Below are 12,496 nucleotides of genomic sequence, written 5' to 3'. Positions count from 1 at the left end.
CTTCCTCCCCGGTCACGGCCCATCCCGTGCCTACTTGACCGCCTTGGATATGATCTGATTCAACTTTTCAATGGTTGCCGCAGCATCCTGCTTGCCCAGGAACATCAGATCGATGGTTTCCGTGATATCCGAGTTCAGCCCTGGCACCTGAGCATCATAGGCCAGTGCAGATCCATGAGCATGCCCTATGTTACGTCCTTCGGTCAAATAGCTTGAATGCTCAATTGTCGCCTTTTTCATAATGCTCTCATCTGCGGCAGCAAGCGTACCCATGGCATTCCCACCTTCAACCAGCCGGGCCTCCTGCCCCTTCACAGAGACGTAGAATGCTGCCAACTTCATGGCCTCTTGCACATGCGGACTATTTTTGTTTACAGCTACATAGGCAACCGGAATGGCAACGGGCTCATTCTTACCAGTATTGGATGGCCAGTAGATATAATCGAAGTCGAGGCTTTTATTTTGGCTAAACAAGGGTTCCAGCCATCTTCCCGCCGCCAGCATACCGACTTGATTGGACATGAACATCGCGTCAGCCCCTTGCCCTTTGGGAAGCGAGCCGAGATATACCGCATTTCCCTTTTTCACCATATCGTACATAAAACCGAAGGCTTCCTTGCCCCTTTCATTGTGGTCCAGCACATATTTGCCTTGTTCATCAAAGATCTGACCGCCATTCGACCACACCCATGAATACCAGTGAGCCCACCAGTTTTCCGCAATATAACCCTGCTTTCCGGCTGCCTTCAGCTTGGATGTAACCTCTTCAAAGGCGTCCCAATTCCACTTGCCTTCGTCATAGTATTCTTGCGGCGTCTTCACGCCTGCTTCCTTAAATACCTTTTTGTTGTAATACATGACCATCGGATTTGAGTCGGGAGTGACCCCATAAATTTCCCCATCACGCTTTGCCGGCCCCCACAATCCTTCCGGAAAATCCTCAGCCTTCACATCACTCGCATCACTTTTTAAAAACTCACCCAAAGGCTGTACCTGCTTCGCCCCGATCAAACGCGCAATCGTCGGTTCATACGAATAAAACACATCCGGTCCGCGACTTCCCTGAAGCTGTGTCAACAGCTTTTGCTCATATTGGTCTCCAGGTACAGGCACCAGCTTAACCTCGATATTTGGGTTTTCCTTTTCAAATGCATCCAGCGCCCGCTGATACACCTTCACCTCCGCAGGATTACCCCAAGCCTGCATTGTAAGTCGCACTTTTTGCCCTTCTGTCTCCTCTATTTTGGGAGAGGTACTGCATGCCGCTGCAAGTAAAAACAGAACGCTGAGGAAAAATCCAATCTTTATCCAGCTCATGTAATTGTCCACCTTAACCGCCTCCTGTAGCTTCGCATGGTTGTATGTCATCCTTCTTTTGAAGCGCTTACAAAACTTTCCCTATCATCATATGTAGGAGGGGGAGGCGCGATATCCCTATTTTCATTTTTATATAATTTTTTTTCTTTTGGGGCTCTGATATGACAACGACCAAGGGAAAGTAAAGGGCTACACAGCAAAAAAAGAAGAATGCAGATCACCTGCTTTCTTCTTTCGTATTCCTTGAGCTATGATTCAGTTTTCTATGACTTTATTAGCATCTTTTCAAAAATATTATAGCCGTTCGTTTCCCCTATATACGTATAACCGCATTGTCTGTAAAACTCACTAAGCTTGTCATTGCCCGCAATACAGTCTAAACGGATTCGATCCTTGCCTGTGAAGTGGATGCCTTGTTCAATCCATTGCATCAGCTCACGGCCTCGCCCCTTCCCGGTGCTATCGCGATCCACAACCAAACGATGCAGATATACTGAGGTTCCTCCTTCAGAATCCGTTTCGTCTAGTCCCCACAACTTACGGTCCCATGCACTGGGCTGCTGCTGCAAGATCACTGCGCCTGCCAGGCTATGATCCTCTGATGCTCGAAAAACAACCACTTCTCCGCGTGCAATAGCGCCGCCCAGGTTGTGATCATCTTTTCCTTTTAGTAAGCGTCCCCATTGTGTGGAGCCTTTGCTGTGCAGCCATCTGGCCGTCTTTAAAATTAACTCCTGAACCTGCTCCTGATCTTCAGTGCTTGCCTGAAAAGCCATTAATCCTGGTTTGACGGATGATTCGACAATATTCATTGATGTCATGCTGCACCTCAACTCTCAAATTTTCCTTATGTATAAAATATAGCATAAAAAATGAGCGTCTGACTTCACTTGGTCTTCTAGTAACTTCCCCATATCGCCCATACCCTTCACAAAATTTTAGAGGCTCTCTACAAAGAAATTTCAAATAGTTCCAAAATAATTCAAAATTTTATTATATTCACCAAAAAAAAGAAAATTGATTCTATAAATTGGTTGTTATATTGATTTTGAGAACTCCTACCTTATATGTACGTATATGAACATAAGGGAGGAAATTTCCGATGGGTGCTATCGAAGATTACCGACGCGAGCTTTATAGAATTGCTTGGAGAATGCAGTATCATACAAAACGCAATCGGAAACGTAAAATATCTTTAGAATCCAAGCCTAATCTCTTTCAAACCTCGTTTTCGGAAGAGTCTGATAACAAAATAATGATGCAATCATATATTAATAGGCTAAGGTCTGAGGTAGACAAAAAGGTCATCTATGAAATTTACATAAACGATAAAGCAGAAGTACAAGTTGCCAAGGAACTCCATATTACACAACAGGCGGTGAACAAATGGAAAAAGAAGGCGCTCCACGATTTATGTCAGATGATGAGTTTATGAAATTAGTTGAACTTGCCCAAACCAAATCCGACGTAGAGGCTATGAATGCAATTTTTCAATATTTCGATCCAGATATTAAACGATTAAGTAAATTTATCCGTATGCCAAAAGAGGATGCCATCCAGAGTATGAAAACTGAACTTCTTGAGTTCATCATGAAAAAATAATGAGTCCTTGGCAATAAGCTGCTTCCGGTTACTCTACCGGAGGCAGCTTATTTAGCTTTTGCTGTGGTTGAGGTCGGTTGTAAAATAAATCCGACACACTCCTCAACTCTTCTTTTTCCTTGCCTATATTTCAGATATTATATCGGATAAACCAGCGGGGTATTCCAATATATATTCTAAGGGACTCAGAAGGGGAATTTCTTTATCCAGAAAAAATGCATGTTCAGGTTGTGTAGTTACAGCCCCCAACTCCTACATATGTGTAGGGGATAATCGGAGCAAAGCACATGAATAAGAGAAGATTCATGTCTTCGTAATTTTCACGATTTGGTTGTAATTCACAGCCTTAAATCACCTACATAAGTGAGAGGGAATTGAAGACTGATATCAAACAAATGTGGAGCCATTTAGATGTCAGCGACTCCATCAATTCCTCACAAAAAATCAGGAGGTTGATATATTATGGCAAGATCACGAGAATATTCAGCAACAGTCACGGTAAGTCGAAAACAATTAGTAAAAATGTCAATTGCGCAGGACGAGGTAATTAAAAATGGGAACTTTGACAACGGTCGTGCCGATACAGCAGCATTGATTGCTGGTTTATCAGGAATTGGAGCTACCGTTTTGGGGTTGATTTTCATTGCTAGCACCCCAGTAGGGGTTGCAACAGGGATTGCCTCGCTTGCATCCTCCCTGTTTAGTGCAGGAACGGGCTCGAAAGTTAACGATTATCTTCAAAACGGTGTTAATGGTATGGATCGGATTGTGAAGACTATTATTGATAATGATCTACAATATGATCTTTATCAAATAAAATTTCCATTCCTGGAATACACCTTACAAGACGACACTGTCATCCGCTTTATTACAGGTAACGGTGTTATACTCAAAGCACATTCTGAAAATGGATGGGAAGTCTTCTAAAATATGAAATTTGCATAACAAGAAGGTCAGCTGCTAGCAGCTGACCTTCTTGTTATGCAAATTTACTTCACCAAAAGCGTATCCATAGAAGTTTTAAATGAATTATAATCAAATCCATCTGTTATCTTGTACGTTTGATATAAACTTTTTCTTCTCCCACCAGAACCAGAAATAGAAATAAACTTACTATTTAAAATTTCTATACTATAATCCGCTGGAACATCTTGGTCAGTCTTCGGATAGATAATAACTTTATAAATATAATCAACCTTAATCTTGTCTTCTATTTTACTGACTTTCTTAAGTTTAACATTGGAGAATTGGTCCAATATTGCTTGAACTCGTTCCTTATCCTTCAAAATTACATCCGTGTCTGGATCCGTTGATGGGGTTAACTCAGAGGGTCTTCTGGATATCTGTAAATAAACTTTGTCAACATTTTCATGATTTAGTACAACTTCTTGCATAGACGTATTCAAATTCAAAAAATAATAAGTACCATAAATGCCCCATGCTAGTAAGAAAACAATAGCAACAGCAATATTAATAGTTCGATTTTTCATCAATTCACTTCCTTATTTTTTTGTATGATCTCTTTAAAAGTATAGCCACTGTATATGAGGAAATAGGATTCTCCGATTAGAAAAAGCAACTTATGCATCCATGTTTCTTGTGACATAAATAAAAATAGGATAATTCCCAATGAGATTATAACCATAATCACTTCTACAATCGTATCGGTTACATTACTGGTCCTATGCTTATTTTGGTATTTTTCGTACAACGTCCGACCGATCAAACGGATGGCGTATATACCCATCAACCAATCATAAATATAATGGGGCGGATTATTATATACAATTCGCACTGTTAGGGTAGCCAAGAAAATTATCAAAATAAGAAAAATTGGATTCTTTAGCATGTTCTCCCCTCTCACTGTATTTACAATTATTATACAATAACTACATACATATTCCATACTCTGGTATTTAGATTGTCTAGGTTTTTTGGGGCTTGTTTTACGATGGGACTGTACCTGGACACATCTATGACTATTACTAAATTACTAAACCAGTACGTACCGACTGAAGCTATTTCTACATATTCCGTTGATGAGAGTTGATTACCTTAGATGCCACAGCACACCTACACGGGACAATACTCAAAGCAGTTCAACGTATGCAGAAAGATATTCTTATGCAGCTTAGATTACCGTCCGCAGCTGGAATCGGTCCGAACACCTGCTGTGGCCGCCGCTGGTGAAAGACATATGGGGGATTTTGTCCGATCATCATACAATGGACAAAAATGTGGAGCTGCTACATCTCAAATTTACAGAGCATGCATGGGACGAAATACTTCTTCTGTCTGATTACCTAAACGACACGGCACAAGTTATATACCAACAGCTGCAAGAGCTCGCTTTTTTTAATGAACCTTTTGAATTAAGCCTAGAAAAGAAAAAATATATATCATTTTATACATAAATATACCTAATAACCAGCACTGCTGGATTCAATGAAGAATCTTTTCTTTCACTCTTCACAACTAAACGTGAGATTGATACCTACTGTTGATCCGCATGGTTGACCCACTATAATCAACATCAACTATAGTAACTTCCTGAATGGTCAAGTCAATTTTTCGTTTTTACGCCCTCTGCTAACCATCCCATGATATATCCCCCTGAACCACCAGCTTTTCTGGCCAGATGCATCAGATACCTTTATATGATTTATGTGCTTTAAAACATGATCTTTCAAGTCCATATACTCATCACCTATTCAAATTGATCCACTTTCATTGGTTGACGCCCCTTCAAATTCCTCCGCGTATCTATATATACGCCTGTTCTACAGTCATTTCATGAGTTGCCTCTTCACTGTTAAATACCAAATTTTTCGTCGATACCCACCGATATTTGGAGTATTTACTTCCAGATGGATGATACACCCCACTTTTCCAACAAAAAGAGAACCAACACAAGCCGATATAATCGCCCGGGTTCTTCATAGAATTTCAGGGGTTTCTGCACGGCAATTTCAGATAGTTCCAAAATAATTCAAAATTTTATTATATTCACCAAAAAAAGAAAATTGATTCTATAAATTGGTTGTTATATTGATTTTGAGAACTCCTACCTTATATGTACGTATATGAACATAAGGGAGGAAATTTCCGATGGGTGCTATCGAAGATTACCGACGCGAGCTTTATAGAATTGCTTGGAGAATGCAGTATCGTACAAAACGAAATCGGAAACGTGAAATTTCTTTAGAATTTAAGCCTAACCTCTTTCAAACCTCATTTTCGGAAGAGTCTGATAACAAAATAATGATGCAATCATACATTAATAGACTAAGGTCTGAGACAGGCAAAAAGGTCATCTATGAAATTTACATAAACGATAAAGCAGAAGTACAAGTTGCCAAGGAACTCCATATTACACAACAGGCGGTGAACAAATGGAAAAAGAAGGCGCTCCACGATTTATGTCAGATGATGAGTTTATGAAATTAGTTGAACTTGCCCAAACCAAATCCGACGTAGAGGCTATGAATGCAATTTTTCAATATTTCGATCCAGATATTAAACGATTAAGTAAATTTATCCGTATGCCAAAAGAGGATGCCATCCAGAGTATGAAAACTGAACTTCTTGAGCTTATCATGAAAAAATAAGAGTCCTTGGCGATAAGCTGCTTCCGGTTACTCTACCGGAGGCAGCTTATTTAGCTTTTGCTGTGGTCGAGTTGGAAGTATCCTTTGCGTCCAACATATGGTTGCATTAGACTTACTAACAGCGATCAAAGAGCACTAATTCAAGTTCTTGAGCAAAACGGTAGTTCTGGTAAGATCACAATAAGCGAAAGCTAAAAAATTAAGGGCGGAGGTAAAACTCCACCCTTTTTGTATTAATTTGATTTGTATTTATCAAGTTTGAACCATTGTTGAAATTCTCTCTGGCTAATTTTTTTAACAGGTTTCACTTTTTTGCTGTCCATTGAGTATCTGTATAATTTCTTTTGGTCAGATGGGTACTCACTTATATAGTCAAAATTTTTCCCATTTTTATGCCATAAAATCAGGCTTGTGCTAATATAATCCGTTTCCCTAGGAAGATATATAAAGGTATCCTTTTTTGTATTATAAATGGCTATAGAGCTACTTGATGTATCACCGTACGAAAAGGCAATTTGATCTTCTTTAGGTGACCAGTTATAAGCAGTAATTGATTCTATATTTTTTTTGCCTTTAGCCTTTAAAAGATCATTTACGATAGTAGATTTTCCAGTTTTAAGATTGATCAGTAATAACGTATCTCCCGCACTCCGCTGTGCCTGTATAGCCAACCATGTATTAGAAGGAGATAATACTGCGCTCGATATATCACGCAGTTTATCATTATATCCATCTGTTTTAATGGTATAACTCTTTTCTCCTTTTTTGATCGTTATTGATGTAATAACACTTTTCTCAGAACTTGGTGCATTTTCTAGCTCAATTTTTTTTGCCACTAACGAAATGTTGTTCTCCTTCCAAATCAACTGATTTGGGGTCTCGCTCTTTTTAAACTTAGTGATGGACTGATACACAGATGGATTTACAGCATTAACTGAACTTTGAACATACGTATTAGGGCGTAATGTACTATCAGCATTGGCAATAGAAAAACCACTTACACTTCCCACAAGCACTACACTCGACAGGAAAGCAGTAGCGTATTTTAATCTTAGATTTTTCATTTTAATTGCTCCTTTGTAAAAAAAAATTATTGTTCTACAGGTCTTGATCCAATGTTTTCCTAAAACTACATCTATATACATAGAGGTGAAAATCGTGAATTTGTTTCTTGTTTATTGAAAATAATTACATAACAATTGGAAAACGTTAAGGCAAGGGTGATACTTTCGCCCGCTCCAGCAGACCATCCCAAGTCAAACATTCCGCCATAAGGTTAGACGACATTGGGGCTGGCAAGCGCGCTTTCACGGGATTACAGAGATACCGACTCCATGCGTAAAGAAAAAAGCTGAGCAACCGCCCAGCCCTACCGTTACTTATCTAGTTTAGTAAAATCCATATCCACAATCACAATCCGTTTAACACAATCAGGAAAAGCACATTGACTCCCTGACTTCAAATAAAATTCTCTAAGTACATCAGTTATCAGCTGTAGCCTTTTCACCTTGAACATTTTCCACTTCTGTTAATTTTGCAGAGCGAGCCCTACAAAGTCAACTTTTAATCTGTGCAGCAGGTACAATTCGGTATAATCCTGAAGTCTCGCCCGCCGCGGGACGTACTTCCTGGATGAACCATCCTAATGACAGTACCCGCCCAAGCCGATCATACTCAGCCTTCGTCAGTTCGGATGTAACGGCTTCGCTTCCTTCCTCTAGTGACAGCTCAGGCTCCCGCCCGAACGCAACGGCAATCCACGAACGAATGCCCCGGATCGTATTGTACTTGATCTGATATCCATCCGTTACCGCGCTGACAAACACCTCCGGCTCTTGGGACGCCAGCCCGGTGACAAGCTCTGTATAATCAAAATCGGATGGTCCGTCCGTTGGCAGCTCATTTTGCTGCACCCGACGGATTAATTCCTCTTGGGACCAACCTAAAGAGCGTAATGATTCCAGCAAGAGCGCGTCCCATTGGGAAATACGTACTCTTTTCGTCGTCGATTCAGTCATCGTTTTTTACCTCCTTTGGGTCATGCACATCATACAACCGATCTTAACCCTAAAGGTTAACCGGGTATGCTACATAATGGCCGGGACTGATTTCTCTCAGCTCGGTTGCACTGTTATTATCCTTGTCCCATACTAATGAACCGTCTGGTTGGGCCAAGCCTCCTCCCAGTCCCCCTTGCTCTCCGACCGCTCTCGGATCAGGCACAGGGATGGAGGACAGCAGCGCCTGCGTATAAGGGTGAGCGGGCTGCTCATACAGTTCATCTGCATCAGCTACTTCTACCAGTCGCCCATGGTACATCACACCGATTCGGTCTGAAATATGTCGCACCATCGACAAGTCATGGGCGATGAACAGATACGTCAGCCCGAACTCCTGCTGGAGATCCTCCAGCGTGTTAATGACCTGCGCCTGGATGGACACATCGAGTGCCGAAATCGGCTCGTCACAGACGATGAACTCGGGGTTCACGGAGAGAGCACGAGCGATGGAAATCCGCTGGCGCTGCCCACCACTGAACTCGTGCGAGTAGCGATACAGATGCTCCCGCTTCAGCCCTACCTTTTCAAGCAAAGCCACTACAGCATCTTTGCGCTCACTACCCTGATGCAATCTGTGAATATCCATCGGCTCACCGATCAGGTCAAGCACGTTCATACCCGGATTAAGAGAGGAATATGGGTCCTGAAAAATGCTCTGAATGCGCCGACGCAGCGGCTTGAGCTGTTTGTCGTTCAGCTTGGAAATATCCTGACCGTCAAAGCGTACCGTACCTTCTGTATAATCATATAATCGCGTCAGACAGCGTCCAACCGTTGATTTCCCACTACCTGACTCACCGACCAGTCCGAACGTCTCGCCACGCTTGATTTGAAAGCTCACGCCATCCACCGCCTTGAACACCTCAGAGCTACGCCCTAACAAATCCTTTGCGGTCACAAAATGCTTCTTAAGCTGGTGTACCTCTACCAAGGGCTGATGCTCACCCAATACATCGTTTGCTTCACTCACCGTTATTCCCCCCTTCCGCTTGCCCCGCTTCGGGCGTCTCGTAGACTCCAGCAGGCACTGCGTCCGGCTCGTTCAACCAGCAGGCTGCTCGCTGATCCGGGCGCAGCTCCACCATCGGCGGCCGCTCCACACAGCGGGCAAACGCATGCGGGCACCGTTCCATGAACGGACAGCCCGATGGCGGGTTCAGCAGGTCTGGCGGCGTGCCCTCAATCGGCACCAGCCGCTCGCGGAAACCGTTCGTGCGCTGGGGCACAGAACGCAGCAGGCCCTGCGTATACGGGTGGCCCGGACGATAAAAGATATCGTCCACGCGCCCCTCCTCCATCACCATACCGCCGTACATGACGATGACACGGCTACACACCTGGGCGACGACGCCCAGGTCATGGGTGATCAGAGCAATCGACATGTCGGATTGCTGCTTCAGCGTCTTGAGCAGCCCCAAGATTTGCGCCTGAATCGTCACGTCCAGCGCTGTAGTCGGCTCATCTGCAATCAGCAGCTCCGGGCTGCACGAGAGCGCCATGGCAATCATCACCCGCTGGCGCATCCCGCCACTGAATTGATGCGGGTATTGGTTCATTCGGCGCTCCGGCTCGGTAATGCCTACTTGTCGCAGCAGTTCTACAGCTGCTTGCGTAGCCGCTTCCTTGCTCAGTCCTCGATGTCTGCGGATCACCTCAACCAGGTGATAGCCAACCTTTTTGACCGGATTCAGTGAGGTCATCGGGTCCTGAAAGACCATCGCAATCTGGTTTCCGCGTATTTTGCGCCATTGCTTTTCCGTCAGAGCGGTCAGACTTTGTCCCCGATAACGGATATCGCCGCTCAGCCGCTTGCCCGGCGGGGCGATCATCGACATGATCGCTTTCGCTGTAACACTTTTGCCGCTGCCGGATTCTCCTACGATTCCTACCGTTTCTCCAGCATCAATATGAAAACTAACCCCTCGAACTGCCTGATTTTCCCCTTCACGAGTGAAAAAGGAGACCTCCAGCTGTTCGACGGACAGTAGATGTTCTGTCATTGTGTTTTCGCTCCTTCCTGTCGCTCCTGGAGCCATTTGTAATGGATCTGTGCTATGAATCATCGTTTTACTAATTTGGGTTCAAAGCCTACACGAAGCACATCCCCCAAAACATTAAAGCTCAACACAGTCAGTAAAATAAGTAGACCCGGGAATAATGCCATATATGGGGCCTGTGCAATATATCCTTGGGCATTATTCAGCATACTGCCCCACGTAGCATTCGGCAGCTGAACACCAAAGCCGAGGAAGCTCAGTGACGATTCCATCATAATCGCTGAAGCGATATTGTTCGTCGCCCCTACGATAATTACCGGAATCAGATTCGGTACGATGTGCTTCATAATAATACCAAACGTACTTTGTCCCGAAGCTTTGGCGTATAGTACATACTCCCGTTCGCGCAACGTCATTGTCTCTGCACGAACCACCCGGGCAATGTTCATCCACATGAGCAGGGCGATAATGACAATGATATTGCCGACGCCCGGCTTCAAAAACACACTCAGCAGCAAAATAACCAAGAAAGACGGAATCGACATGATCAGCTCCAAAACCCGCATAAGCAGATTGTCGATCCATCCTCCAAAATATCCGCTCACAATACCTACCACTGCACCGATACTGGTCGCAATAATCATGGACGCAAAACCTACCAGCAATGATACACGTCCACCGTACAGTGCTCTTGTAAAATAGTCCCGCCCATAATCATCCGTCCCAAACCAGTGTGCCGCTCCCGGCGGTTGGAGACGCTCCAGCACGTTCAACTTATTCGGGTCCTGCGGCGATAAAAATGCGAAAGTCGCCCCCAGCGAGAATACGATCAATAGTACGAGGGCGACGGCGCCCATTTTGCTCGTCATCAGCTCGATCCCGATGTTGCGCCATTTGCTCCGATTCATGAATTCACCTCGTTGATTTAATTCTCGGGTCCGCAATGCTGTACAAGATATCCGCAAGCAGATTACCCAGGATCAGCAGCAGAGCGGAAAATAAAGTAATCCCCATGATGACGGGATAATCCATCCCTTTTACCGCCGTCATGCCCAGCGAGCCAATGCCCGGCCAGGAAAATACCGTCTCCGTCACAATGGCTCCAGCCACCAGGTCCGCAACCGACATTCCGAGCAGCGTAATGATGGGCAACAGCACATGCTTAAGCACATGTCGAAACAAAACCAGTCTTTTTCCAGATCCGAACGCGTATTGAATCTGCACATACTCTTCCTTGAGCTGCGTAATCGTGCTGGAACGGATGTATCTCACATACACAGACAGAAAGCCGAAGGCCAGTACAAAACATGGTAAAATCCCATGCTTGATTACATCTAGCACCGAGTCCGTACCGATGGTACGCATTCCTGTACTCGGAAGCCAATGCAGATAAATCGCAAACAAATAAATAAGTAAAATACCGAGCCAAAATAGCGGAACAGAAATTCCGATGTACGACATCAGATTAATGAGCTTGTCGATCCAGCGATTCCGATTAGCCGCAGCCGTCAAACCGAGCGGAATTGCAATCAGCACAGCCAATATGATGGATGCGCCCATTAACCCGGCTGTAGCCGGGAGACGATCGAGAATCTGATCCAGCACGGGCTGGTGATTAATTAGCGAGTAGCCGAGATCGCCCGTTAGGCTTTTTTTAAGCCATAATATGTACTGCACATAAGCGGGCTGGTCCAGCCCCAAGCTATGCCTCATTCGTTCAATGTCTTCCAGATGCATATTCGGTGTAACAAAAGAGAGAACCGGATCACCTGGAGCCAGCTTGATCAAGCCGAAGCAGACGATGGACACAAAAAATAGCATCGGTATAACTTGCAGCAACCTTCTGGCGATGAGTTGTCTCATACGTTTCCCTTCCCCTTGCTGTTTTCGAAAAAAATAAGCTGGTGAATCC

General features: G+C 44.0%; 13 protein-coding genes. 4 read left to right on the top strand and 9 right to left on the bottom strand.

Annotation, left to right across the window (positions count from 1 at the left end; translation table 11 throughout):
* Window positions 1-30: 30 nt before the first annotated feature.
* On the bottom strand, window positions 31-1,329 hold the full coding sequence (locus MHI21_RS01610) for a sugar ABC transporter substrate-binding protein (protein ID WP_342419301.1): 1,299 nt from the start codon (window positions 1,327-1,329) through the stop codon (window positions 31-33).
* A gap of 251 nt (window positions 1,330-1,580) precedes the next feature.
* A complete protein-coding gene (locus MHI21_RS01605; protein ID WP_342419300.1) occupies window positions 1,581-2,138 on the bottom strand; it encodes a GNAT family N-acetyltransferase in 558 nt (185 codons plus the stop codon).
* 565 nt (window positions 2,139-2,703) lie between these two features.
* Here MHI21_RS01605 and MHI21_RS01600 point away from each other — a divergent pair.
* Window positions 2,704-2,919 carry a helix-turn-helix domain-containing protein gene (locus tag MHI21_RS01600; RefSeq protein WP_223821989.1) on the top strand — a complete coding sequence of 72 codons (216 nt, stop codon included), beginning with the start codon at window positions 2,704-2,706 and terminating at the stop codon, window positions 2,917-2,919.
* A gap of 462 nt (window positions 2,920-3,381) precedes the next feature.
* Window positions 3,382-3,846 (top strand): hypothetical protein, encoded by a 465-nt coding sequence (locus MHI21_RS01595; RefSeq protein ID WP_342419299.1) that lies wholly within the window; start codon window positions 3,382-3,384, stop codon window positions 3,844-3,846.
* Window positions 3,847-3,908: 62 nt separating this feature from the next.
* Here MHI21_RS01595 and MHI21_RS01590 read toward each other — a convergent pair whose 3' ends face one another.
* Window positions 3,909-4,409, bottom strand: a complete 501-nt coding sequence (locus MHI21_RS01590) for a hypothetical protein (protein WP_342419298.1) — start codon at window positions 4,407-4,409, stop codon at window positions 3,909-3,911.
* A 1,618-nt stretch (window positions 4,410-6,027) separates the two neighbouring features.
* Between MHI21_RS01590 and MHI21_RS01585 the strand changes: the two genes are divergently transcribed.
* Together MHI21_RS01585 and MHI21_RS01580 are read left to right on the top strand one after the other, a co-directional pair.
* Window positions 6,028-6,360, top strand: coding sequence for a sigma-70 family RNA polymerase sigma factor (locus MHI21_RS01585; RefSeq protein WP_190298429.1), 333 nt, complete (start codon window positions 6,028-6,030; stop codon window positions 6,358-6,360).
* Window positions 6,312-6,527: a helix-turn-helix domain-containing protein gene (locus tag MHI21_RS01580; RefSeq protein WP_342419297.1), complete on the top strand. Its 216-nt coding sequence runs from the start codon at window positions 6,312-6,314 to the stop codon at window positions 6,525-6,527. The genes MHI21_RS01585 and MHI21_RS01580 overlap by 49 nt, the downstream gene beginning before the upstream one ends.
* Before the next feature lie 233 nt (window positions 6,528-6,760).
* Here MHI21_RS01580 and MHI21_RS01575 read toward each other — a convergent pair whose 3' ends face one another.
* The 6 genes from MHI21_RS01575 to MHI21_RS01550 form a co-directional block, all read right to left on the bottom strand.
* Complete coding sequence (locus MHI21_RS01575) at window positions 6,761-7,591, bottom strand: hypothetical protein (protein ID WP_342419296.1); 831 nt, start codon at window positions 7,589-7,591, stop codon at window positions 6,761-6,763.
* A gap of 492 nt (window positions 7,592-8,083) precedes the next feature.
* Window positions 8,084-8,545, bottom strand: a complete 462-nt coding sequence (locus MHI21_RS01570; RefSeq protein ID WP_342419295.1) for a hypothetical protein — start codon at window positions 8,543-8,545, stop codon at window positions 8,084-8,086.
* A gap of 49 nt (window positions 8,546-8,594) precedes the next feature.
* Window positions 8,595-9,557 carry an ATP-binding cassette domain-containing protein gene (locus MHI21_RS01565; protein WP_342419294.1) on the bottom strand — a complete coding sequence of 321 codons (963 nt, stop codon included), beginning with the start codon at window positions 9,555-9,557 and terminating at the stop codon, window positions 8,595-8,597.
* The gene (locus MHI21_RS01560; RefSeq protein ID WP_342419293.1) at window positions 9,550-10,587 is read right to left on the bottom strand and encodes an ABC transporter ATP-binding protein; all 1,038 of its coding nucleotides are present in this window, start codon (window positions 10,585-10,587) and stop codon (window positions 9,550-9,552) included. The genes MHI21_RS01565 and MHI21_RS01560 overlap by 8 nt, the downstream gene beginning before the upstream one ends.
* Before the next feature lie 59 nt (window positions 10,588-10,646).
* Window positions 10,647-11,492, bottom strand: coding sequence for an ABC transporter permease (locus MHI21_RS01555; protein WP_342419292.1), 846 nt, complete (start codon window positions 11,490-11,492; stop codon window positions 10,647-10,649).
* A gap of 4 nt (window positions 11,493-11,496) precedes the next feature.
* Window positions 11,497-12,447 (bottom strand): ABC transporter permease, encoded by a 951-nt coding sequence (locus MHI21_RS01550; RefSeq protein WP_023986565.1) that lies wholly within the window; start codon window positions 12,445-12,447, stop codon window positions 11,497-11,499.
* Window positions 12,448-12,496 lie beyond the last annotated feature (49 nt).

Source organism: Paenibacillus sp. FSL H8-0168 (assembly GCF_038592955.1).
In the GTDB taxonomy this organism is placed as follows: domain Bacteria; phylum Bacillota; class Bacilli; order Paenibacillales; family Paenibacillaceae; genus Paenibacillus; species Paenibacillus polymyxa_B.
This window is presented reverse-complemented; position numbering and strand designations above follow the sequence as displayed.